This is a genomic window from Thermomicrobiales bacterium (assembly GCA_041390825.1).
Lineage (GTDB): Bacteria > Chloroflexota > Chloroflexia > Thermomicrobiales > UBA6265 > JAMLHN01.
Genome location: JAWKPF010000012.1, coordinates 26,653 through 49,425 on the forward strand (window position 1 = coordinate 26,653; position 22,773 = coordinate 49,425).

Genomic DNA, 22,773 nt, shown 5'->3' on the forward strand with positions numbered 1-22,773 from the left:
CGTGATTGGGAAGGCGACGATATGCCTCAGATGCGCGTAGCATGCGTGCAGCAGTTGGGTCGATCCACACCAGACGAGAGCGTGATCGTCTCGTGGAACATGAGGATGTCGAGAAATGAAAGTCGTTCTCACCGGCGCGGCCGGGGTCATCGGACGAGCGGTACGCGAGCATCTTGGCGATCGGTATGAGTTCGTCTCGATCACCCGCAAGCCGACGGAATTCACCAATGTCATCGGCGATATCAGCGACTTCGACGCAATCCGCCCCGCCTTCGACGGCGCGGACGCAGTTGTCCATCTTGCCGCGTCGACTGCGCTCGACAGCCCGTGGAGTCGGTGCTGTCCGACAACTTCATCGGCACATACAACGTCTATGAAGCCGCGCGGCAGGCCGGCTTGACCTGCATCGTTTTCGGCATCATCCAACCACACGATTGGCGGGTACGAACTCGATGGCGCGCCCCGAATCTATGATCTGGACGATCCCCGCTCGTGGCCGATCACAACGCCGAGATTCGCCCCGACTCACTCTATGGCGTCTCGAAGGTATACGGTGAAGCGCTTGGTCGCTACTACCATGAAACCTACGGCATGCGCGTTCACAACCTGCGCATCGGTTCCGTACGCGCGGATGACAATCCAGTCGACCCAACGGTCAAAGACGGGTCGTTCTCGGCTCGATTTGACACCAGAGCAGAAGTTCGACCGTCTCCGTTCCACCTGGCTCAGCCAGCGCGATTGCGCTGAACTGATCGGCTGCTGTCTGAAGCCACCACGGTCCCCTGGGCGACCGTCTACGGCATCTCGGACAACCCGCGCCAGTTCTGGGATTCGAGCACGCGCGCCGACTTCTTGCATGCTCCCGAAGGACCGCGCCCCGGAGACGAGGTTCTGAGTCCAGCGTCCTGAGTCCTGCGACGTTTCCGGTGTTGGGCGAGTCTGGTACGAATTTCAGGACTTGAGTTGCTCCACGACTGGAGCAAGAGTCTCGATCGCCTCGAGGGTGATGGGTGCTGTGGGACGATTTGCACATGGTCGACGCCTTCGTCGTAGAAGGCGTTGAGCTTCTGCGATCTCGCTGGCGGAACCAGAAATGGGACGCTGGCCCTTCGAGGGATAGACCGACGGTCTATGCGTCGACCTGAGCGACCAACCAGCACCGCGATGTTGCGGCTAAAGCTCGCTGGATCGCGTCCACCATCCTCGGCAATGCGGTCGACTTCCGCCATCACGCGTCGCGTAGCACGATGGGGTCGTTTTCGAAGTCCTCGAACCAGCATTCCAGTGCCGACATACGGCAACGTCGCCCGCAACATGCGCTCGCCAATCGAGCCAACCAGAAGCGGCAAATCGCCACCGCGTGGACCGTTCGGCGTCAGGATGCAGTTCGGCAGGTCGTAGTAGGCGCCATGGAAATCGATCTCGCCGTCCGAAAGCAGGGTGCGAATGATCGTGAAGGCTTCCTCGAAACGGCCTACCCGGTGATCGAACGGGAATCCAAATGGTTCGAAATCGGGCCGGTTCCACTCCGCTCCCAAGACCGAGGATCAAGCGTCCGTTGCTGATCTCGTCTACGGTGGTCGCTTCTTGGCGAGCATGCCGATTGTGGAAGGCGGCATGCGACCAGGGGAGCGAGCTCGACCCGCTCGGTCGCTTCCGCGAGCGCAGCCAGCACCGACCATGCCTCCCAGGGCGCCTTGGGCGGTCCGTTCGCGGTAGGTAGATCAGGTGGTCGCCAACCCAAAGCGAGTTTAAACCAATCGCTTCTGCAAGTTGCGCCATCTGGCGAACCGCTCCAGCGCAACCTCACGCGCTCTGCCTCGGGCAGCTGCAAGCCGATCTTTCGTGGTCGAGATGTGGTCATTCACGCTCCTGGTCGCCGCTGCGCATCGTACCGGTCCAGCATAGCGATCCGCGCGGAATCGGAACCGGAACAATGCGCGGAACGTTTCGATACGTGGCTGAAGCCTATGCTGGTGCCGGATACTATCTGACTGGCTGGCAACAACCACTACGAAGAGCGGATCTCGTTCATTGTTATCATTGCCTGAATCTCGAGATACGTCCGTGATTGCCCCTGCAGCACCAATCTGATCGTCATTTATCGGCCGAGAGCGGGATCTGCCGCGCCCGAGCAGCTGACGCGCCGTCCTGAGACCCGGTTGATCACCGTGACCGGTTCCGGAGGGGCTGCAAGACCCGCCTGGTCAACGAGACCGTGCCGGTGCTGCGAGACGACTTCCCGGGCGGGATTTGGTTCGTGCCGGTCGCGCATGTGCGCGAGGCCGACCTGGTGCTGGCGGCAATCGCTGCTGAGCTTGGCATTCGTGATCTCGATGCGGGCGAGACACTGGACCGATCGCCGAACGGATCGGGCTGAACGATCCTTGCTCGTTCTCGACAATCTGGAGCAGGTCATCGAGTGCGGTCCGATTGTGTCCAGCTCCTGCTCGCTGTTCCCTCCCTGATGATCTTGGCGACAGCCGGCAACCGCTCCAGCTTCAGGGCGAGATCGAGTATCCGCTTCGGCCGCTTCAAGTCGATGAAGCCTTATGAGGAATCCGCCTCGATGCGCTTTTCATTGCGCGGGCGCGTGAAGCGAGCTACGGATTTGCTGCCTCGACGAGAACTGCGAGGCCGTGAGACAGATTTCTGCGCCGCCTCGGCGGGATTCCACGGCAATCGAGCTTGCTGCTTCCTGGGTCAAAGTCCTTCCTCCACAGCGATTGCTCGAAAACCTCGACCGCCAACTCGACGTCCTGGTGCGCGGTCCGCGCGACTTGCCGGAGCGGCAACAGACGATGCGCTCCGCGATCTCCTGAGCTATCGGCTCTTGTCCGACCGAGAGCAAGGCTATTCCTTCACCAGCGTTTTTGCCGGCGTGTTCACCTTGAGTGATGTGGAGGCCGGCGCTCCCAATCGAAGAAACCGATGTCGATGAGTTCGCCGACCTTGCCATGCTCGAGACGCTCGCCTCCTTGGTAACCAAGAGCCTGCTCGAGGTCGGGGATGAATCGGTCGATCCGGCTGAGCCCGAATACAGCATGCTGAGATCATTCGGGCTTTGCCTTCGAGCAACTGGTCGAATCGGGAGAACATGTCACGTTGCGGGATAGGCACCTGGCTCACTTTGCCAGACTGGCCGAAGAATGGGCCAGCGGGACTCATCTCTCAGCGTCGTGACGATCGCCTGGCACAGCTGACCGGGAGTACACCAACTTCGTGCTGCGCTCGCATGGGCAGCGGAATCTGGCCAAAGGGAAGCCGGGTTGCGCCTGATCGCCGCGCTTTGGCACTACTGGGACTGGCGCGGTTGCACGCCGAGGGGCTGCTGGCGCGACCGTATCCTGACTCTGACCGGCGATGTCGATCCATTGTTGTTTTCCAGCGCGCTCTATGCCGGCGCGGCCCTCGCGTTCATGCAGGCAAACTACCCGCGATCGATGGAACTGGCCGAGGCGTGCCTGGCAGCCGCAGAGGCCTCAGGCGACGAAGGTGCTGGTGCTCGCTCGGGCATTGGTCGCACTTCTGGAAACACCACCTACGACCAGGGACGGCTCGATAGAGCGGAGGCAGTCTACACATCGTTCCTTGAGATGACCCGCCAAACCGATGAGGCGCGGACACCCAGATTTCGCTGGTGAATCTTGGCTATGTCTATTACCAGCAGGGTCGCTTTGACGAAGCCAGGATGCTGTTCGATGAGTCTATCTCGCTCGAACGCCGGACTCGGTGAGAGCGCAGCCGCGTCCTGGGCGAGAGTCGGCCGCGCGCAGACCGATCATCGTCTCGGTTACTTTCCGGAAGCCGAAGCGCAACTCATGACGCTCATCGAGCGACAGCGTTTCGCCGATACGGGCCAGCTCGCCGCGGCGTTGACTGCTTGCGCCGCGATCATGCGCGCGCAGGGCCGCTTTTCCGAAGCTGAACCATTGGTGCGAGAAGCCATCGAAAATCGCAATGCGCGCGACGAGCGTGCCCGTGACCGATTCCCGGAATTGGCAGCGCTGGCCATCAGTGTCGGAGCCATCGCGGATGGCGTCACGCTCTCCGCGGCGGTCGCCAGCCAACGCGCCCGTATCGGCTATGGACTGCCGGACCAGGAACGCAAGGTCCATCTGGCGTTGATCGACACTGCGCGGGGAACGCTTGGTGAGCGCGATTTCGAGCGCGCATGGGCGTGGTGATCGTACAGCAATAGCCGAGGCAATAGGTTTCGCGAACGGGCTGGAGCTCCGGTCTTCGGCAGCATCGACGGACCTGGTGTCTGAAGATATCGCGTTGCTGACCCCCGGGAGCGTGAGGTGCTGAATCTCGTGATCGAAGGGCGGACCGACGTCGTGAGATTGCTCACGCGCTTTCGATCAGCACCGGTACTGCCAGCAGGCACGTCGCCAACATTCCCACAAACTCGACGTTCCGACTCGTTCTGCCGCCGCAGCCTGGTACATCCGACACGCCAAATCGTGATGCCTCGAGTCCACGAGCCCGGACTTTACGGTCGTTGCCGGGAGCGAGACCATCGCCTTGGGCCCATGTTTCTCGCTCGGGTTGAGCGTGCCAGGGCTGCCGGACACGACGTGCCATAGTCTCGACGAACTACGTCCCGAACGCTGAAGCAGAGGGCAATCGTCTGGCATGAAGTTTCGAATCGAAGATCGGCCATTGCCGCCCGCGCTGGGCTTTGCTGGCAATGTGCTTGCCACTGGCCTTCGCCGCGCTGCCAGTACAGGGCGTCGACGCCGATTGCGTCCCCTGCGCCCTCGGCGCTCGAGCCCGTCCTCGATGCATATCGTGATGAATTTGCGGCTGACCCTCGCGGCGCTTCCACGTTACGAGCTCGGGATCTGACGCTCGACTCCGCACAGTCGACGCTCTCCGGGTCGCTTGCACTCACCTATCCGAACCTGACTGGCGAAACGCTCACCGAGCTTCCGATGCGTCTTTACCCAAACGCCGATTACTACCTCGAAGGTGAAACCAACATTGCCGCCATCGAGATCGGTGGTCAGGAGATCGTCCGGAGATTCGACGATTCGGGCACCGTGCTCTTTTCTCGACGGTCGACTCCGCTCGCCCCAGGTGAAACGCTGGAAGCTACGATCGATTTCACAACAGTGATTCCGGGCGCAATTCGATTGGCAGCTACGGGATTCTCAACCACGATGTCGCCGGGGACCGCTTCGTGTTGGGCTGACTGGTATCCGGTGGTCGCTGGCCGCGACGAGACTGGCTGGCGACTCGAACCGCCCACCTCCCAGGAGATCCGACCTTTTCTGCAACGGCCCTTTCGAGGTCCAGCTCCAGCTCCCGAGGGTTACACCGTCATTGCCACCGGAGAAGAGACCGGAGACGGGAGACGGGCGAGGCGGATCGTCTCCGGCCCCGCGCGGGAGTTCGCCATGGTGGTGGCGTCCGGGCTCGAAACGGTCACGGCCGAGGTCGACGGCGTCGAGATTGCGGCATGTTTCACCCGACCATCGTGCGAATGCGCAGTACCTGCTCGATTTGGCGTCTCGAGGATTGGCGCAATACAACGACGCCTTCGGACCCTATCCGTTCGACGAGCTCGATTTCGCCGAGACCCCGCTCACTTGCGTATGGCGTCTCTGGTCCGGAGTGCTCTTCATCAACGAATCGCAACTGGGATTGCCAGTCGAGCATCTGGCGTCTCTTGATTTCACCGTGCTGCATGAGCTCGGGCATCAGTGGTGGGGCGGCACAGTTGGCGCCAACTCGAACGATCACACCTGGATGGTGGAGGGCTCACCAACGCGACCGCCGTGCTTGCGCAAGCGGACATTCAGGAGCCACTGCCGCCACGCAGTCACTCAATGCATGGATCGTCGCGCCGTATCTCAATCAGTTGCAGAACGCCGGCGATGCCGTCGCGGACGTCTCGATTTTCGATCAGCCGGTCGATTCGCCGCTGAGCACGCTTGCCTACGGCAAAGGGGCGCTGGGGTTCCTGGCAATCCGTGATGCCATTGGCGATGCCGCCTTCATCGAAGCGCTCGCGGCGTTTGCGGATGCGTTCCGGCTCGGCATCGCCGAACCCAGGGACCTGCTGGCGGCCTTCGAAGGAGCTTCCGGCCAGGAACTCGACCAGCTCTGGTCGTTCTGGTTTGAGTCAGCCCAGACAACACCCGCGGACGTGCAAACGCTTGCCGCGGAGATCGCTGCATCGCTGTAGCGCTGGACCGAGAACATGTGCCCGTCCGATGTATGCCGAGTTGGACCGTCACGGAGGAGGCAACGACGCGAGGACCTCGGTCCAGGAATACACGTTTCCGCAACGGCTTTAACGATCGTCCTCCTGGCGCGCCCTGGTCGACTGAATACCGGCCAGATGGTCTTCATACCGCGCCGCGATGAAGAGCAAAGACGAGAGCCGGTTGAGATAGCGGAGGATCTCCCGATTCGAGAGGCGTCCCATGGCGTGCACCTCGACAGCGGTCCGCTCAGCTCGGCGTGCAACGGTGCGCGCCACGTCCAGCGCGGCTCCAGGAATGGTGTCGCCCGGCAGGATGAAATGCGGCGGCAACGCGAACTTCGCGCCGATGTTGTCCGTGACGTGTTCCAGCCAGGCGACACGATCCGCTCCGAAGTCGTAGGACGCCGGCCTGATTTCATCGGTAAATGCGAGCTCGGCCATGATGCGATACAGGTCGTGTTGCGCTTCCATCAGAGTTGTTTTCAGTTCGGTGCTGGTCGCATGGGCTCGTCCATTGCCGATGTTGGAAGTCGTTTCGTCCAAGTCGCCGAGCAGCCCGACGATGGGGTCGTTCTTGCCGACACGATCACCAAGTAGATCGGTCGTTCCCTGGTCGCCTCGGCCGGTGTAGTAGCGCATCGATTTCTCCCTGCTCACGCTTCGTGCTCTGGTAGCATAGCGCCATGACTCTGCCCATCGAATCCGGTCCGTAGCCCCATGGTCGCCAGCCGCTATCTGCCCAGCCGCTCCATTCCAACCGGTGTCATTCGGGTTGGTGTCATCGGCACCGGATTCGGTGAAAGCGTCCACATTCCCGCGCTGAAAACCATCCCGTTCGTCGAGGTCGGCAGTGTCTGCTCGAAACGGGCGGATCGAGCGCACATGGTGGCGGCGCGGCACAACATTCGCAAGTCGACGAACGACTACCGCGAGCTCATCCGGGACGACGATATCGATGCCGTGGTGATCGCATCACCGCCGAATCTGCATCACACCATGGCCTTTGCCGCCATCGAAGCAGGAAAGCATGTTCTTTGCGAAAAACCAATGTCGCGTACGGTTGCCGAAGCGCGCGACCTGGTACGGCTGGCGGAACACGAGCGCGTAGTGGCGATGGTCAATCACGAGTTTCGATTCGAGCCGGCTCGCGCCCGCGCCAAGGAACTGATCGAGTCTGGTTGGTTGGGCGAACCCCATTCCGCCAACGTTACGGTCTACCGCTCGACGTTGAACGACCCAAACGGAGCCCCGTTCGACTGGCTGATGGATGAGGCGAAAGGCGGGGGCATGCTTGGCGCCGCCGGTTCGCACTATCTCGATGCCCTGCGATGGTGGTTCGGCGATGTTCGCTCGGTCGCCGGGGTCTCGGCCACGATGGTGAAGCAACGCCGCCTGGCCGATTCGAACGTGATGGGAAATGTCAGCGCAGACGACAATTTTGCCGTCATTCTGCGCTTTCTCAATGGCGCGCTCGGTACGGTCACCTATTCGGCGACGTCGCCGTTCGAGTTCGGCGAGCAGATCATCCTTTCAGGGGCAGAGGGTATGCTCATGATGACGGGCGACCGCAAGCTCTACGGCGCGCGCCGGGGACAATCGGTGAGCGAGCTTCCGCTTCCCGAGCATCTCACCGCCGAGGTCTCGCCGACCGACCATCCCCTGTATGGACCCACCAGCCTCTTGCTGCGCGTCTGGATCGGCGCGATTCGCACTGGAGACGTGGCATCTCCCTCATTCCTCGATGGACTCAAGGTGCAGGAGCTCATGGACGGAGCGCAGCGATCTGGCCAGCTCGGCCGCTGGGTCGAAGTCGAGAAGGGCCGATTTGGGGTTCGATAAGTCGCAGTCGATACAGCGGGTGGACGGAGATGTATTGACGTTTCGTGCCTCCTGTTTGGCGCGACTCAAATCACCTCCCAGCCACGTTGCCGCAGGAAACACGCGCACTGGTTCCATTCGTTGGAGACGACTCGACTCGAGGTGCATGTGTATGCGGTGAAGAAGACAGAACAGTGGCGAGTGAAATACCCGCCACTGTTCTGCCTGTCCTGGGTTAGTAATCGAACTGTTAGTCGGCCGCTCCCCGAGCCTCGACCTGATCCGGTGTCGCGACCTGCAAGAGCAGCGTCGCCCGTGGAATGACCTTCCACGTGACGGTCAACGTGGTAGCCCAATCGTCCAGCAGTTGCTGACCCAGCGCGCTGCCAGTGAGCGCGACATGCCGCTCGATCAACGCGCGCAGTTCGGCTTCGTCGACCGCGCCAAGGCCACGCTCCACCAAGACGGATTCACCGTTGATATGCGTGTCGAAACCGCCTTCCGGATCGTAGACGTACGCGATCCCGTTGGTCATTCCTGCGCCAAAGTTGCGGCCAGTCGGACCAAGAATCGCCACCAGACCACCGGTCATGTATTCGCAACCGTGGTCTCCCAAGCCTTCGACCACCGCCGTTGCGCCGCTGTTGCGCACGGCGAACCGCTCACCCACCTTGCCAGCAACGTAGGCCTCACCACCCGTCGCTCCATAGAGAATGGTGTTCCCGGCAATCACTTGAGGGGTCTCGAACGCAGCGTCGGCCAATGGTTTGATGGCAATCGTGCCGCCCGCCATGCCTTTTCCGACATAGTCGTTGGCTTCACCTTCGAGCGTCAGGTGCATACCGTTGACCGTGAACGCGCCAAAGCTCTGCCCCGCGCTTCCAGTGAACGATGCCTTGTACTTTGGCTCTCCGAGAGCATAGAGCCCATGCGCCAGGGAGATGGCTCCGGCCACCTGCGCGCCGACCGTGCGGTCCTTGGTGGTGATGCGCTCGGAGATGCTGACATGTCCGGTGCCGCGAATTGCGTCGCCATGCTGTGCCAGTATCCGGTCGTCGATCGTTTCGTCCGCGTCGGTCAGGCCAATGGTCTTTCGGCGAACCGTCTCTGCCGCAGGCTCGGCGAAGAGCGAGGAGAGATCGAGCAATTCCGCGCGCCCGGTCAGGTCCGGTCGGCGTGTCAGCAGGTCGGTGCGGCCGACGATCTCGTCGATCGTACGCGCCCCGATCGATGCCAGCACCTCGCGCACACCTTCGGCGAGCAGCGTGAAGTAGTTGGCCACCATTTCGGGAGTACCGCCGAACTTGGCGCGCAATTCTTCTTTCTGCGTCGCAATGCCGGTCGGGCAGGTGTTGAGATGGCACTGCCGTGCCATATCGCATCCGATGGCGATCAACACCGAGGTGCCGAAACCGTATTCTTCCGCGCCCAGCATCGCCGCCATGACGACATCTTCAGGCGTCTTGATGCCGCCATCGGTGCGCAGCCGCACGCGAGAGCGCAGACCGTTCATCACGAGCGTCTGTTGCGTCTCGGCGAGACCGATCTCCCAGGGGCAGCCGGCGTACTTGATCGAGGTCAACGGACTCGCGCCGGTGCCGCCGCTGTGGCCGCTGATCAGGATGTAGTCGGCCCGCGCCTTGGCGACACCGGCGGCAATCGTGCCAACTCCTGCCTCAGCAACCAGTTTCACACCGATGGTCGCCTTCGGATTGACCTGGCGGAGGTCGTAGATGAGCTGAGCCAGGTCCTCGATCGAGTAGATGTCATGATGCGGCGGTGGCGAGATCAGGGGGAGCCCCGGAACCGCATGCCGGACGCGCGCAATGAATTCGGTCACCTTGTGACCGGGCAATTGACCACCTTCGCCTGGCTTCGAGCCCTGCGCCATCTTGATTTCGAGCTCGGACGCTTTCGCCAGATAGCGAGCGGTCACGCCGAAACGGCCAGATGCCACCTGCTTGATCTTGCTGTGCGGCTCGTCCGGCCCCGGTTCGTCGTACCAGTCCGGATCCTCTCCACCTTCCCCGGAGTTGCTGCGCCCACCGACCCGGTTCATCCCGATCGCGAGCGCCCGATACGCCTCGGGGCTCAGGGCGCCCAACGACATCGCGGTCACCACAAAGCGGGATGCGATGTCGTTGACCGATTCGACTTCTTCGATCGGAATGGGGGCGCCGATCGGCTCGAGGGTCATCAGGTCGCGGACGGCTGTCAGTGGATGCTGCTTGACCAATTCGCGATAGGCGTCATAGTCGCTCGTTTCACTCGACGTTGCCGCCGCTTGCAGTGCCTTGACCATCGTTGGGTTGTACCCATGCGCCTCGCCGTCCTTGCGGAAGCGGACGAACCCGGGGTCCGGCAGCTTTGCCTGCGGAACTTCGAACGCCTCCCGATGCCGGGTCACCAGATCGTGCTCGATTTCGGCGAACCCGATACCGTCGAGGCGGGAAGGGGTGCCGGTAAAGTAGGCGTCGATGACTTGTTGCGAAATACCGATGGTTTCGAAGATCTGCGCTCCTCGATACCCGGAGGCGGTCGAAATCCCCATCTTGGACCCGACCTTGAGCATCCCATACTCGAGCATCTTGACGTAATTGCGCTGTAGCTCTGCTGGGGTGATCTCTTCGTAGTTGCGCGTGCCGGCAAGCGCGCTGGCGGCCTGCAGCGCCAACCATGGATGGACTGCCGCCGCGCTGTATCCGATCAGGCAGGCGAGCTGATGCACATCCCAGACCTCGCCTGTTTCACAGACGAGATCGAATTTCATGCGCATTCCGCGGCGAATCATTTCGTGATGAAGCGCGCCGACCGCCAGGAGCATCGGTATCGCAACGTGTTCACGGTCGATTCCGCGATCGGAAAGCACGATGATGCTGGCGCCGTTCGCGATCGCATCGGCTGAGGCTTCGATCAGCTGATCGAGTGCCGCCGTGAGCGCTGCGCCGGCCGGAGCCTGCTCGCCGGGAAGCGAGAACAAGGTCGACAGCTTGACGCCCTTGAGCACACCGCAGTCGAAGGTCGCGAGTTCTTGGAGCTGGGCTTCCGAAACAATGACGCTGGGAAGATGAATGAGCCGTGCGGCGCCCGGTTCGCTGGCGAGGAGGTTGCCTCGCGGACCGATGTAGCTGTCGAGCGCCATCACCTTCTTCTCGCGCAACGAGTCGATGGGTGGATTGGTCACTTGCGCGAACCGTTGTCGGAAGTAGGCAGAAAGTGGGCGGATACGTTCGGAAAGTACGGCCAGGGGCGCATCGTCACCCATCGACCAGGTTGGTTCTTTACCCTCACCAGCCATCGGGTTTACGATCAGCCGCGCATCCTCACCGGAGTAGCCGTACGATCGCTGAATCGTCACCAGGTCATCCAGGGTGGATTCGCTGTAGAGATCGGCGCCACTGGCGAGCGTTGCCCGGTTCTCCGCAAGCCATTCCTGCCACGGTTCGAGCGCGGCGACCTCGGCCTTGATCTCCGGGTTGCGCAATACCAGCTGGCGAGCGGTATCGACCACCACCATCTGACCCGGACCCAGCCTGCCTTTCTCCACGATGCTCGCTTGATCGACCGCCACCGTGCCCGCTTCCGAACCGGCAATCAGCAGACCGTCGCTGGTGATCGCATAGCGCAACGGCCGCAGACCGTTTCGGTCGAGAGTTGCGCCGGCGAGCACGCCATCGGTAAACGCCATTGCGGCCGGACCGTCCCATTGCTCGAGGAGACCAGCATGATAGTCATAGAAGGCGTGCCGTTCGGCCGGCATATCCGGCAGCTGTTCCCACGGCTCCGGCACCAGCATCATCAGCGCATGCGGTAACGACCGATCGCCGTGATAGAGCAGCTCCACCACATTGTCGAAGCTCGCCGAATCCGAGCCCGTCAGGCTGACCACTGGACTGAGCTCTTCCGGACCGACCCCGTCCGCATACGCCAACTCGGGAGTTCGCGCCGTCATCCAGTTGCGGTTGCCCTGCACGGTGTTGATCTCACCGTTGTGGGCGATAAAACGGAACGGCTGCGCCATTGCCCAGGTCGGCAACGTGTTCGTGCTGTAACGCTGATGGAAGAGCCCGATGGCGCTGGTGAATTCCGGCTGCTGCAGGTCGAGATAGAACGCAGCAAGATCCTCTGGTAGGCAGAATCCCTTGTAAACGATCGTCCGGCAAGAACAGGAAGCAACATAGAAGTCACGAAGTCCGGACTCGACCGCGCGTCGTTCTGCCGTCTTGCGCAGGAGCATCAGGGTCCGTTCGAACGCGGCTTCGTCCTGATCGTCCGGGCGCCCAAGGAAGAGCTGGGCTATCTCTGGACGAGTTCCTGCCGCGATCCTACCCAGGACGCTGGTATCGACCGGCGTTGTTCGCCACCCGAGCACGGAAACTCCCGCCGCAGCAGCCGCGGAATCCATGATTTGACGACCCGCGGTCGCGCTCTCGCCGTCCTGCGGAAGGAAAACGGTCGCCACGCCGTATTCGCCGGGGTTGGCTGTCGCACCGAACTCGGCCACTACTGGCGCGAAGAGCTCGTGCGGCAGTTGCGTCAGGATGCCTGCCCCGTCACCTGTGCGCTCATCCGCGCCGACACCGCCGCGGTGGGTCAGATTCACCAAACCACCCAGCGCCAGCTCGACGATGCGCCGCGAAGGGCGCCCCTCGATGTTCACGACCAGGCCGACGCCACAGCTATCGTGCTCATACGCGTTCTGATAAAGAGGAAACGTTGGCTGGCCTGTGACCGTTCGTTTCATGGATCCGCTCCGATGCTACGAGCGGTCGCATGCGACCGCTTACTGGCCGGTGTATCCGGCGCACAACTGCTATCTGCCTGGCCCTCGCGGAAGAGGGAGTCGAGTAGCGGTCTGTCCATCGCCGGCCGCTTTGCCGGAATGTGACCTGAACTCAGCCGGGGCTGAACGGTGCCTCGAGCGGTGTCTCTAGTTTAGGGAGAGGAGAGGCGCATTCCTAGGGGCTTGATGCAGCAAGCGAATGAGGGTATTTTGTGCGCATGATCCAAAAGAAACTGGTGATTTTCCGCATATCGAATGAAAATGGCGCAATCGATCCAGGAGCGATATGAAATGGCGGAATCAGCGTCCGAATATGTTGGGTGTTCGAACAGTGATGAAACTCGCATTTCGGTTGTTCGAGGATCGCTCGAGGTCACCGGATCGCTGACCATGGATGGTTGGATGACGCATCCAAAGTGCATGACGTGTGAGGCAGGGGAGCGATGAGTGTTTCTGAGTTGGGCACCGGTCATGCGCGGACATCCGCATCGGAGGTCGTCCTGCGGGTGCGTGAGGAAGGGCTCGGGCTCGTCGATCTTGTCTTCAGCGATATCACGGGAGGCGCCAAGGCGCTGACCATTCCGGCGTCATTGGTGGAGCGCACGCTCGAACGCGGGTACCGCTTCGATGGTTCAGCGCTCACTGGCGGGCTGCGAAGCATCGAGCTCGATCTCTATCTGATGCCCGATCCCTCAACCTTTGTCGTGCTTACTCCCAGCGATGGCGACGAGCGCCGCGGGCGCCTCTGTTGCTCGGTGTTGCGGCGGGACGGGCAACCGTTCGATGGCGACCCCCGCTCGGCGCTTGAGCGCGTGATCGAGCGGGCGTCCGGGGTGGGAATCGACTATCGCGTCGGCATCGAAATGGAGTACTACCTTCTGCGCGGTGAATGGAGCCATCTTGCCATCGAGCGAGACAGCGCCGGCTATTTCGATTTCGGCGAAGACGCGGTTTCCCGCACCCGCGATTCGATCGTCTCTTCGCTCGCGTCGATCGGTGTTGGGCTCGGCGGCGCGCATCACGAAACGGGCCCTGGGCAGGAAGAGATCGATCTCCGGCCCACGAGCGCGTTGCACATGGCCGATCAGCTCATCACCATCCGACAAACGATCCGCACGGCCGCCCGCCAATTCGGACTGCGCGCCACGTTCATGCCCAAGCCGTTCACCGATGCCCCCGGTTCCGGGCTGCATGTCTTTCAGCAGTTCCGGCATGTCGAACGCGGCGCCGACCTGCTCCGCAACGAGGTCGACGAGCTTTCGTCTACCGCGCTTCAAATCATCGGCGGCCAGATTGCGCACGCGCCCGCCATGTGCGCGGTGCTCTGTCCCACCGTGAACTCCTATAAGCGGCTCAATGCCGGTCATCGGGCTCCACGCTATGCCAACTGGGCCCACGTGAGCCAGACGTCCATGATCCGGGTGCCGTCGGTGCTTGCTGGTGGCGCGGCCTCGATCGAGCTGCGTTGTCAGGATGCGTTGGCGAATCCCTACCTTTCGCTGGCGGTGGCGCTCTCGGCAGCGCTCGACGGAATCGACCACCAGATCGACCCACCGGAACCGTTGGAGGAATCGTTTAGCTCCTACGACGATGCCGGGCTCGAGCGGATTGGTGTCCAACGACTGCCAGGCACGCTCGGTGAGGCACTCGAGGCGTTCTCTCAGGATCAGGTCGTGCGGAACGCCCTGGGTTCCTATATCTCCGACCAGCTGCTCACTGTGAAACGAGCCGAATGGGAGGAATATCGAACGGTCGTCGGCCCATGGGAGCACCGCCGTTACGGCGATGCCTGAGTCGCAGCAGAAACGAAGCCGATGCCATGATTACCGTTCGGGACATTATCGAAGAGGCGTTGCCGGAAGAGGCGCTGGTCGTTGCGGGAGAGCAGGGGCTATCGGGCGAGGTTACCTGGGCCACGCGGCCCCGTCCCAGCCCGCCTGCGTTTGGGCACCTGAGCGGGGGCGAACTCGTCTTGCTCACACCAGGCGTGCTTACAAGCCTCGATGAGCGATTGACCCTCGACGCAGCGATTCGGCAGCTTGCCGGGTTCGGCGTTTCCGCGGTCGGTTTCGCTGGACGCCCCACTGCAGCCGCGCGCGCTGCCGCGAACTTGACCGGTGTGCCGTTGATTCAGCTTTCGCCGGACGCCGACCTCGCGTTGCTGGAACGCGAAGCGGCGCATCTGGTGGCGGTCAAGCGGCGGGAGGCGCAGCGCAAGGGCAGCGAAACGAGCCGGCGCCTTATGGAGCTTGCCATTGCGGGTGAATCGCTGGCCGATCTCACCACCACGCTCTCGGAGAATGCTCGGCGGGATGTCTTCATTGTCGGCCGTGATGGCCGTTTGCTCGCCATGACCAGCCCGAGCGGCCAGGTTCCGTCCAGCGCGGTGATCATGCCCTTGCTGGAAGCCGGACGGCCACTCGAGCTGGAGTGGGTCAAGACCAATCCAGGCGGGAGCATGGCCGAGCCTGCGACGACCGTTCTCCCCTGGGATGGTGTGCAATATCGTGTCGTAGCGCCCATTCTCGGCCGCGACGGCTATCTGGGACTGCTCTCGATGCTGATCGGCAGCGCGGAGGCAAGCGCGGAAGAACGCGCGTTAGCCTCGCGAGGCGCCGCCGCGTCGGCGATCGTGCTCGCGCGCGAACATGCGGCAGCGGTCGCGCGTCAGGAACTCGAACTCAACGTACTCGACGAGATCCTGGATGGCGCATTGCGCAGCGAAATCTCGCTCATCCAGCAGGCACGCCGTTTGGGACATGCGCTCGACCAGCCACATGCCGCGCTGGTGGCGCGCTTCGAATCGACTGGAGGAACCCAGCCCCGCGCGAGTCTCGATGCCACTCGTGGTGCGGTCGAAGCTGCCCTGAGCCGGCTCGGCGTGTCAGTGCTCTGGCGGATTCGACATAACAATATCGAAGTCGTCTGGAACCCGGCGCAGATCGAACAGGGAGCCGACTTTCCAATTGCCTTGCAGCAGGAACTCATGCGGGTCAGCCGTCCTGGTCTTGCCGGAGTGGTGTCGCTCGGGGCAGGAGCGTTTCATGCCGGCACCAGCGGTATTCGGCAATCACACCAGGAAGCCAAACAAGCGCTCACGATGTCTCGCCGGCTCTATGGGCCCGGACAGGTCACTCGCTTCGAGGACCTTGGTATCTACCGGCTTCTGTTCGCGGCACGGGACCTCCCCGAACTGCGCAGCTTTCATGACGATGCCCTGAATTTGCTCATCGACTACGACCGGCAACATGGAGCCGAACTGCTTCGCACGTTGGGAGCCTTCTTCGCCGGTCGCTGCGGGCCAAAAGAAACAGCCGCAATCCTTGGAGTCCATCGAAACACGGTGCTCTATCGCCTGGAGCGTATCCGGGATCTCACCGGGTTCGATCTCGACGATGCCGATGTCCGGCTCCGCTTGCAGCTTGCCTATAGCGCCCACATCGCGCTTTTCGCCGAACCGACTGGTGTCATCGGCGCTCGGGAGTCACGCACCGCATAGCCCTCCTGCCGTAGTCGCAACTCGGTGTACGCTGCATGTCGATCCAGATATCGATCGATTCAGCGGGAGAAAGCGGGCGGGTGACGAAGACGATGATCGCACTACTTGTCGGCGTAGCACTCTTGATGGGGTTCTTCATGGCGGTGCAACCCGCGATCAACCTGGAGTTGCGCCGTTTCGTTGGGAGCCCAGCCCAGGCGGCGATGGTCTCGACCTTCGTATCGACGATTTCGCTCGGGTTCTTCGTGTTCGTCATCCTGCGGAAACCGTGGCCCAGCCTGGAGGCAGCCACAGCGACGCCATGGTGGATATGGGTCGGGGGGCTGCTCGGCGCGGTGTACGTGGCCGTCAGTGTGGTCCTGATTTCTCGACTGGGCGCGGCCTTCGCGTTCTCACTGGTGGTGTTGGGTCAAATGCTGACAGCGCTGGTCATGGACCGGTTCGGCTGGTTTGGCGTGCCCATCCATGATTTTTCCCCTGGGAGAGTTATAGGTGTGGCGCTCGTCATTCTGGGCGTTGTGTTGATTCGCATGTTCTGAGGAGGTTCGTGATGGAGTCTTCCTATTTCGCCCTGGCGGACGTCGAAGCCGCGCATGCCGCGCAGGACAATCGATACTTGCAATTTCTGACTGTTCCCGAGCTGAGTCTTGGTCTCTACAACCTTCCTGCTGGCGCCGAGGATCTGCAAACGCCGCATCTGGAGGACGAGATCTACTTCGTCGTATCCGGTCGCGGGCGCCTCAGCGCCGGAGATCGCGACTATCCCGCAGAACCCGGTTCCATCCTCTTCGTTGCCAGGCATGTCCCCCACACGTTCCACGACATCACGGAGGACCTGCACATCCTGGTCTTCTTTGCACCAGCGCATACCGGATAGAGCTTGTACCTGGTCGAGTCACGAAGAGCGTGTGTCAGATGACAATTGGTATGCGAGATTACAATTGTGCATACGCACGCGATCTTGTGTGTAGGAGACAATGATGTCAGTAGTTATGCGAATGCAGGAGCGAGGTCAGATCACGCTCCCCAAAAAGGTTCGAGAGGAGATGGGGCTCGTACCAGGGGACCATGTTGTCGCGATACCTGACGGAAAGGGCGGCTATTCACTCGAGCGAATCAGGCCGATGACGATCGACGAGATGTACGAGCGGGTTGGAAACCGCGTAGCGGTCGACGCGAAGGACATCGATCAGTTGATTCAGAAGGCGATGGAAGAGGAGGCTGACGAGTTTGCCAGACGACTCGAAGAGTCAGGGACTGCTTGACACCAATGTGTTGATCCATTCGCTGACGAATGATGCGAACTCGGCCGAATGCCGTGCGTTCCTGAGACTCGTGCAAGCAGGTGAGCGGCGTGTCCGTCTCGAGCCGTATGTCGTTCACGAGATGTCGTATGCGCTGTCGCGGGTTCTGAAACACACCCGACAGGAGATTGCGGAGGAGTTGCTTGCGTTGACCCAGTGGTCCGGCATTGATTGCGACCAGGAGCTGATTCCGGCCGCGATCATTCGTTGGCGCGATCGGCCGTCGGTCTCGTTTGCCGACGCGCTGCTGGCAGCCGAAGCAATCCGAAGCCAGACGAGAGTGTTCACGGTCAACGTGCGAGATTTCAATGACACTGGGATCGAGGTCCCGGCCCCTCTGTCCAGTTTTCAACCGTGAGTTCACCCAGTAAAACGGGCCCTGGAATCCTCCAGGGCCCGCTTGCGCCGAGATAGTTCGAGATGCCGGGAACTACGCGTGCAGTTCCGATGCGTATTCCGACTCCGCAATCGTGAGCGATTCGTCGATCGCGCCGACCACATTGTCGATCTCGTCCTTGGTGACGATCAGCGGCGGCGCAAGATGCAACACGTCCCAAACGCGGGTGACGATGTTGCGCTCCATCAGGAGCTGGCCCAGGCGCTTCTTGAACTTGCTGTCCTTGGCGAACTTCTCGCGGGTCTCCTTGTTGGCGACCATATCCAGACCCCAGACCATGCCAACGCCGCGCACCTCGCCAACCGACGGATGTTTGGTCAATGTCTGAAGCTGCTCGCCCAGATAGGTGCCCATCTCGTTGCCCCGTTCGACCAGGTTCTCTTCGTCGAAGATCTCCAGGTTGCGAATCGCCGCGGCGCAGGCGACGGGATGTCCGCCGAAGGTCAAGAGGTGGCCCATCGGGACCTGGTCCTTCTCCTTGAAGATGTCGTAGACCTTGTCGCTGACGACCGCGGCCGCGATTGGCGCATAGCCGGAGGACAAGGCCTTCGCGATGGTCATGATGTCGCCCTGGATGCCGAAGAGCTCCTGCGCGAACATCTTGCCAGTGCGCCCGAAGCCGTTGATGACTTCGTCGCAGATCAGCAACACGCCGTACTTGTCGCAGGTTTCGCGCAGCATCTGCCAATAGATCGGCGAGGGCACATGCACGCCGGCCGCGGTCGAGATCGGTTCGCCGATGACCGCTGCCACGGTCTCTGGACCCTGGTAGACGATTTCCTGCTCGACCGCCTTCGCGGCCATGATGTCGGCCTGTTCGCCCTCGACGCCGAAGTCCGAACGATATCGGTCCGGATGCGGAACGTGATAGACGCCGTACATGTACGGACCGAACGACGCCTCGTCACGCACCGACTGCGTGATGCTCATCGCTCCGTAGGTCATACCGTGGTAGGAGTTGCGGCGCCCAATGATCTTGTACCGGCGCGGGAAGCCGCGCATGGTCTGGACCTGTTTGGCGATCTTGATGGCAGATTCCACCGCTTCCGAACCGCCCGAGCAGAAGAACACACGGTTGAGGTCGCCGGGAGTGCGCTCGGCGATCATGTTCGCGAGCTGCACCTGCGGCACCGTGGTGAACGACATTGCCGAGGCATAGGCCAGGCGGGCAGCCTGCTCGCCCATCCTGGCGGCGATATCTGCGCGGCCGTGACCGGCGTTCACGACCCAGAGACCCGAGATCGCATCGAAATACCCGCGACCGTGAATGTCGTAGATCGTGGAGCCTTCACCGCGGTCGAAGACCCGGAAACCATCCTTTTCGGCGATTTCCGCCCAGGGGAGACTGTGGATCCAGACGTGATCGCGCGCGCTCTCTTCGAGGTAGACCGGCGCGAAGTTCTGCGCGATGGCAGTGTCTTGTACTGAAGAGCCACGAACGGCAGCTTTGACCATAATTGTTGTACCTCCTGAATCCCCCAACGCCATTGGTGGGATACACACTGGTGGCAATTCGGGACTCATCACATCCGCGCCACAGTCGAATCTGGAGTATAGCGGAGGGCTCCGATCGGGCCATCATCCGAAACCCGAATTCCGGTTTGACGGAGTGATCGGAAACTGCCATGCTGCCAGCGATTCGTGGCATTTCAGGAGTGGATCGACGGTGATCGAGCAACAGAATCGTCATGGCGCCGGTCGGGTTGGCGAACCAACCGGTGAACCGGTCGCGCTGGTCTTCGAGGGCGTCCCCATCGTGGCATACGCCGGAGACACCATCGCCAGCGCGTTGCTAGCAGCTGGAATCCGAAGCTTCACGGTTACCGCGGTGGCAGGAGAGCAACGCGGCGGGTATTGCTTCGTCGGGCGGTGCGACGATTGTTTGGTGGTGGTCGATGGCCAGGCCAACCAGCGCGCATGCACGACCCCAGTTCGAGACGGCATGGACGTGCGCATCCAGCGCGGACATGGCCCGGTCGAGCGGCAGGCGGTCTCGTGAGCGCGCCGGACGTCGTCATCGTCGGAGCGGGGCCCGCAGGTCTCTCGGCGGCAGTCACCGCGGCCGAGGCCGGGATGCGTGTCACGGTCGTCGACGAGCGGGCCTCTCCCGGCGGTCGATTGCGCTATGACCTCCCGGCCGGCAATTCACTCGCATGGTACGTGGGTGAGTGCGAGCGGCTCGATGTCGAATTGCGTTCGAGCACGGTTGCGTGGGGGATTTTTCCCGGTTGGACCATCGCGTTGGAATCTCCGGCTGGAGCCGAGACGCTCGAGACCGCCAATGTCATTCTCGCAACGGGATCGACCGATCGCGCTTTGGCATTCGAAGGAAACACGCTTCCGGGTGTGATCTCTGGCAGCGGTCTGCGGCGACTCATTGGCGAGTATGGCGTGTTGCCTGGGAAGCGTGTTCTCGTGCTCGGCGACGGGCCGGATGCCGCTGCCACCGCACATGCCACACGCACTGCCGGCGGACAGGTAGTCATGCTGCTGTCCGAGGAGGACGCCCGGTCGATCGTCGTTTCCGGGGATGCGGCCGTCGAACGCGTCACAGTAGGCGACCAAACGCATGACGTGGATATCGTGGCGGTGGCTGTTGGCCGCCAGCCGGACATAATGCTAGCAACGATGGCCGAACTCGAGCTGGTTTGGGCGCCCGAGCTGGGTGGTTGGGCGCCACTCCATCATTTGAACGGCGAGGGTGGCAAGCCGGGTCTCTACCTCGCTGGCGACGCTGCAGGTGTCGACAATGTCGAAGTTTGCGAGTTCGAGGGCGCCATGGTGGCCACAGTCCTTGCTGGCAAGGCCGGAATGATCGATCCCGCACGAGGCGCCGAGATGCGAGCGGAGCTTGCCAGCATGCGGCCAGCGCGCATGGCCGCCTACGATTCGGATCCCACGTATGCGCAACCGTGGCTCGTCCCCCTGGAGATGCAAGGATGACCAACTACATCTGCCGTTGCGAAGACCTGAGCCTCGAACGGGTGGAGGAGGTCATCGCCGAAGGAAAGACCACGCTGAACGACGTCAAGCGCCACACTCGTGTGGGGATGGGGCGTTGTCAGGGTGTCTATTGCCTCTCCGAGGTGCGGCGCTTGCTCGACGAAGCTGGTCTCGATCCGATGACGCAGCGTCCTCCGGCGCGCCAGATCAGACTCGATACGCTTGCTGAATCCTGGCCGGCGTCGGACGACGACTGATCGCCCTGGATCCACCGGACCCAGGGCCCAGGACCGGGACTCCACATCCCGCCGTGCTACCATCGAAACGGCTCGTTTGGCATGTATTGGAGGGCGTCGTGACCGATTCACGCATCAGGCTCGATTACCGGAATGTGATGGCGTCCGCCGTGGGCGATGCCAATGGCTTGACCGAGGAGCAATTGCAGGCGATTGCGCCCAAAGCCGCCCGCGAAATCGAGCGCATCTGGGCGGAGCATGCCGCTGGCGACCAGAAGTGGATCGACCTGCCGGACAATCGGCAGATCGTCGACGAGATCGAAGCCTTTGCAGATGAGAACCGCGCCAAGTACGACGATTTCATCCTGATCGGCATCGGAGGTTCCTCATTGGGAGCCATTTCGGCCATTCAGGCGCTGGCGCATCCCTACCGCAATCTCTTGCCGGCCAGGCAACGGGGCGGACCGCGCTTCTTTGTGCTCGACAATCCCGACCCGGAGAAGGTCGCTGCCACGCTTGCTACCGTCGACCTACAAAAGACGCTCGTCAACGTCGTAACCAAGAGCGGTCAAACGGCCGAAACCATGGCGAACTTCCTGGTCGTGCAGGACGCATTGGAGAAGGCTGTCGGCAAGAAGCAAGCGCGCTCGCAGATCATCGCAACCACCGACCCCGAGAGCGGTCTTCTGCGCAAGCTCGCAGACCAGGAGGGCTATCGCACCTTTCCGGTTCCTCCCGGCGTCGACGGACGCCAGACCGTGCTGAGCGCGGTGGGAATGCTGCCGGCAGCAATGTGCGGTGTCGATATCGGCGGAATGCTCGAAGGCGCGGCTGCGATGCGCGAGCGTTGCAAATCGACCGATATCTTCGAGAACGCCGCTGCGCTATTCGCGGCGATCGCCTACCTCTCCAACACGACTAACGGCAAAGCCATGCTGGTCATGATGCCGTATGCCGATGCGCTCTTTGGCATTGCCGACTGGTTCCGCCAGCTCTGGGCAGAGAGTCTCGGCAAGCGGCTCGGGACGGACGGCAAGGAAGTCTTTGCCGGACAAACGCCGATCAAGGCGCTCGGGGCAATCGACCAGCATTCGCAAATCCAGCTCTACACCGAGGGGCCGAACGACAAGCTTCTCTGCCTTATTGGCGTCGATCACTATCGCGCTGAAGTTCGGATCGATGGCGTGCCCGCAGGCATTCCGGATCTCGAGTATCTCGACGGCGCGGAACTGGGCACGCTGCTCGATCGCGAACGGCTCGCCACCGCCTGGGCGCTGACGGAGGCAAGACGTCCCAACCTCATGCTCACGATTCCCACCATCGATGCCGGGATCGTGGGAGAGTTCTATTTCATGCATGAGTTCCAGACTGTCGTCGCCGGCGGGCTCTATGGCGTCAACCCCTTTGGCCAGCCCGGTGTCGAAGCCGGCAAGAATGCCACCTACGCACTCATGGGCCGCGCAGGGTACGAGGACCTGAAAGCTACGCTCCTGGCTGCGCCAGAGGGACCCAGCTACACGGTCTGATCACGATTGCAACGCTGGGAAGGCTGGCCACGCTGTCAGTGGCAGGGGTCCGC

At 61.9% G+C, this 22,773-nt stretch carries 23 protein-coding genes; 18 read left to right on the forward strand and 5 right to left on the reverse strand.

Features of this window, described 5'->3' with window-relative positions; all coding sequences use genetic code 11:
* Positions 1–115 precede the first annotated feature (115 nt).
* Positions 116–400 carry an NAD-dependent epimerase/dehydratase family protein gene (locus tag R2855_07715; GenBank protein MEZ4530907.1) on the forward strand — a complete coding sequence of 95 codons (285 nt, stop codon included), beginning with the start codon at positions 116–118 and terminating at the stop codon, positions 398–400.
* A 92-nt stretch (positions 401–492) separates the two neighbouring features.
* Positions 493–747, forward strand: a complete 255-nt coding sequence (locus R2855_07720; GenBank protein ID MEZ4530908.1) for an NAD-dependent epimerase/dehydratase family protein — start codon at positions 493–495, stop codon at positions 745–747.
* A 47-nt stretch (positions 748–794) separates the two neighbouring features.
* Here R2855_07720 and R2855_07725 read toward each other — a convergent pair whose 3' ends face one another.
* Complete coding sequence (locus tag R2855_07725; protein MEZ4530909.1) at positions 795–1,538, reverse strand: LLM class flavin-dependent oxidoreductase; 744 nt, start codon at positions 1,536–1,538, stop codon at positions 795–797.
* A gap of 680 nt (positions 1,539–2,218) precedes the next feature.
* Between R2855_07725 and R2855_07730 the strand changes: the two genes are divergently transcribed.
* From R2855_07730 to R2855_07745, 4 genes are all read left to right on the forward strand, one after another.
* Complete coding sequence (locus tag R2855_07730; protein ID MEZ4530910.1) at positions 2,219–2,380, forward strand: hypothetical protein; 162 nt, start codon at positions 2,219–2,221, stop codon at positions 2,378–2,380.
* Positions 2,381–2,639: 259 nt separating this feature from the next.
* The gene (locus R2855_07735) at positions 2,640–2,822 is read left to right on the forward strand and encodes a hypothetical protein (GenBank protein MEZ4530911.1); all 183 of its coding nucleotides are present in this window, start codon (positions 2,640–2,642) and stop codon (positions 2,820–2,822) included.
* A gap of 447 nt (positions 2,823–3,269) precedes the next feature.
* Complete coding sequence (locus R2855_07740; GenBank protein ID MEZ4530912.1) at positions 3,270–3,644, forward strand: hypothetical protein; 375 nt, start codon at positions 3,270–3,272, stop codon at positions 3,642–3,644.
* A gap of 57 nt (positions 3,645–3,701) precedes the next feature.
* The gene (locus R2855_07745; protein MEZ4530913.1) at positions 3,702–4,187 is read left to right on the forward strand and encodes a hypothetical protein; all 486 of its coding nucleotides are present in this window, start codon (positions 3,702–3,704) and stop codon (positions 4,185–4,187) included.
* A 1,130-nt stretch (positions 4,188–5,317) separates the two neighbouring features.
* Here the strand turns inward: R2855_07745 and R2855_07750 are convergent.
* Entirely contained in the window at positions 5,318–5,473 is a 156-nt protein-coding gene (locus R2855_07750) for a hypothetical protein (GenBank protein ID MEZ4530914.1), read from the reverse strand.
* A 219-nt stretch (positions 5,474–5,692) separates the two neighbouring features.
* Between R2855_07750 and R2855_07755 the strand changes: the two genes are divergently transcribed.
* Positions 5,693–6,193, forward strand: a complete 501-nt coding sequence (locus R2855_07755; protein ID MEZ4530915.1) for a hypothetical protein — start codon at positions 5,693–5,695, stop codon at positions 6,191–6,193.
* 108 nt (positions 6,194–6,301) lie between these two features.
* On the opposite strand, the gene R2855_07760 is transcribed toward R2855_07755, so the two are convergent.
* The gene (locus tag R2855_07760) at positions 6,302–6,853 is read right to left on the reverse strand and encodes a cob(I)yrinic acid a,c-diamide adenosyltransferase (protein MEZ4530916.1); all 552 of its coding nucleotides are present in this window, start codon (positions 6,851–6,853) and stop codon (positions 6,302–6,304) included.
* A gap of 78 nt (positions 6,854–6,931) precedes the next feature.
* Here R2855_07760 and R2855_07765 point away from each other — a divergent pair, with 78 nt between their 5' ends.
* The gene (locus R2855_07765; GenBank protein MEZ4530917.1) at positions 6,932–8,053 is read left to right on the forward strand and encodes a Gfo/Idh/MocA family oxidoreductase; all 1,122 of its coding nucleotides are present in this window, start codon (positions 6,932–6,934) and stop codon (positions 8,051–8,053) included.
* A 229-nt stretch (positions 8,054–8,282) separates the two neighbouring features.
* Here R2855_07765 and gltB read toward each other — a convergent pair whose 3' ends face one another.
* The gene (gene gltB / locus R2855_07770) at positions 8,283–12,776 is read right to left on the reverse strand and encodes a glutamate synthase large subunit (protein MEZ4530918.1); all 4,494 of its coding nucleotides are present in this window, start codon (positions 12,774–12,776) and stop codon (positions 8,283–8,285) included.
* Positions 12,777–13,258: 482 nt separating this feature from the next.
* On the opposite strand from gltB, the gene R2855_07775 reads away from it, so the two are divergent.
* The 6 genes from R2855_07775 (at position 13,259) to R2855_07800 (ending at position 17,976) form a co-directional block, all read left to right on the forward strand.
* The gene (locus R2855_07775) at positions 13,259–14,608 is read left to right on the forward strand and encodes a glutamine synthetase family protein (GenBank protein MEZ4530919.1); all 1,350 of its coding nucleotides are present in this window, start codon (positions 13,259–13,261) and stop codon (positions 14,606–14,608) included.
* A gap of 26 nt (positions 14,609–14,634) precedes the next feature.
* The gene (locus R2855_07780) at positions 14,635–16,314 is read left to right on the forward strand and encodes a helix-turn-helix domain-containing protein (GenBank protein MEZ4530920.1); all 1,680 of its coding nucleotides are present in this window, start codon (positions 14,635–14,637) and stop codon (positions 16,312–16,314) included.
* Between the two features lie 92 nt (positions 16,315–16,406).
* Positions 16,407–16,853, forward strand: coding sequence for a DMT family transporter (locus R2855_07785; protein MEZ4530921.1), 447 nt, complete (start codon positions 16,407–16,409; stop codon positions 16,851–16,853).
* Positions 16,854–16,864: 11 nt separating this feature from the next.
* On the forward strand, positions 16,865–17,191 hold the full coding sequence (locus R2855_07790; GenBank protein MEZ4530922.1) for a cupin domain-containing protein: 327 nt from the start codon (positions 16,865–16,867) through the stop codon (positions 17,189–17,191).
* 121 nt (positions 17,192–17,312) lie between these two features.
* Entirely contained in the window at positions 17,313–17,579 is a 267-nt protein-coding gene (locus R2855_07795) for an AbrB/MazE/SpoVT family DNA-binding domain-containing protein (GenBank protein ID MEZ4530923.1), read from the forward strand.
* Positions 17,545–17,976 carry a PIN domain-containing protein gene (locus R2855_07800; GenBank protein MEZ4530924.1) on the forward strand — a complete coding sequence of 144 codons (432 nt, stop codon included), beginning with the start codon at positions 17,545–17,547 and terminating at the stop codon, positions 17,974–17,976. Before R2855_07795 ends, R2855_07800 begins: the two co-directional genes overlap by 35 nt.
* 72 nt (positions 17,977–18,048) lie before the next feature.
* On the opposite strand, the gene R2855_07805 is transcribed toward R2855_07800, so the two are convergent.
* Positions 18,049–19,470, reverse strand: a complete 1,422-nt coding sequence (locus R2855_07805; GenBank protein MEZ4530925.1) for an aspartate aminotransferase family protein — start codon at positions 19,468–19,470, stop codon at positions 18,049–18,051.
* A 211-nt stretch (positions 19,471–19,681) separates the two neighbouring features.
* On the opposite strand from R2855_07805, the gene R2855_07810 reads away from it, so the two are divergent.
* The 4 genes from R2855_07810 to R2855_07825 all read left to right on the forward strand — a co-directional run bounded on the left by R2855_07810 (position 19,682) and on the right by R2855_07825 (position 22,720).
* A complete protein-coding gene (locus tag R2855_07810) occupies positions 19,682–20,014 on the forward strand; it encodes a (2Fe-2S)-binding protein (GenBank protein ID MEZ4530926.1) in 333 nt (110 codons plus the stop codon).
* The gene (locus tag R2855_07815) at positions 20,011–20,958 is read left to right on the forward strand and encodes an FAD-dependent oxidoreductase (protein ID MEZ4530927.1); all 948 of its coding nucleotides are present in this window, start codon (positions 20,011–20,013) and stop codon (positions 20,956–20,958) included. The genes R2855_07810 and R2855_07815 overlap by 4 nt, the downstream gene beginning before the upstream one ends.
* The gene (locus R2855_07820; protein MEZ4530928.1) at positions 20,955–21,215 is read left to right on the forward strand and encodes a (2Fe-2S)-binding protein; all 261 of its coding nucleotides are present in this window, start codon (positions 20,955–20,957) and stop codon (positions 21,213–21,215) included. Before R2855_07815 ends, R2855_07820 begins: the two co-directional genes overlap by 4 nt.
* A 98-nt stretch (positions 21,216–21,313) precedes the next feature.
* On the forward strand, positions 21,314–22,720 hold the full coding sequence (locus R2855_07825; GenBank protein MEZ4530929.1) for a glucose-6-phosphate isomerase: 1,407 nt from the start codon (positions 21,314–21,316) through the stop codon (positions 22,718–22,720).
* The last annotated feature ends 53 nt before the right edge of the window (positions 22,721–22,773 follow it).

Bases quoted from the DNA above. Each gene is read 5' to 3' on its own strand.
- gltB (MEZ4530918.1), bottom strand. From the start codon at position 12,776: ATGAAACGAACGGTCACAGGCCAGCCAACGTTTCCTCTTTATCAGAAC.
- R2855_07785 (MEZ4530921.1), top strand. From the start codon at position 16,407: ATGATCGCACTACTTGTCGGCGTAGCACTCTTGATGGGGTTCTTCATG.
- R2855_07755 (MEZ4530915.1), top strand. From the start codon at position 5,693: ATGAGCTCGGGCATCAGTGGTGGGGCGGCACAGTTGGCGCCAACTCGA.
- R2855_07775 (MEZ4530919.1), top strand. From the start codon at position 13,259: ATGAGTGTTTCTGAGTTGGGCACCGGTCATGCGCGGACATCCGCATCG.
- R2855_07745 (MEZ4530913.1), top strand. From the start codon at position 3,702: ATGAGTCTATCTCGCTCGAACGCCGGACTCGGTGAGAGCGCAGCCGCG.
- R2855_07715 (MEZ4530907.1), top strand. From the start codon at position 116: ATGAAAGTCGTTCTCACCGGCGCGGCCGGGGTCATCGGACGAGCGGTA.
- R2855_07780 (MEZ4530920.1), top strand. From the start codon at position 14,635: ATGATTACCGTTCGGGACATTATCGAAGAGGCGTTGCCGGAAGAGGCG.
- R2855_07795 (MEZ4530923.1), top strand. From the start codon at position 17,313: ATGCAGGAGCGAGGTCAGATCACGCTCCCCAAAAAGGTTCGAGAGGAG.
- R2855_07805 (MEZ4530925.1), bottom strand. From the start codon at position 19,470: ATGGTCAAAGCTGCCGTTCGTGGCTCTTCAGTACAAGACACTGCCATC.
- R2855_07820 (MEZ4530928.1), top strand. From the start codon at position 20,955: ATGACCAACTACATCTGCCGTTGCGAAGACCTGAGCCTCGAACGGGTG.
- R2855_07760 (MEZ4530916.1), bottom strand. From the start codon at position 6,853: ATGCGCTACTACACCGGCCGAGGCGACCAGGGAACGACCGATCTACTT.
- R2855_07790 (MEZ4530922.1), top strand. From the start codon at position 16,865: ATGGAGTCTTCCTATTTCGCCCTGGCGGACGTCGAAGCCGCGCATGCC.
- R2855_07765 (MEZ4530917.1), top strand. From the start codon at position 6,932: ATGGTCGCCAGCCGCTATCTGCCCAGCCGCTCCATTCCAACCGGTGTC.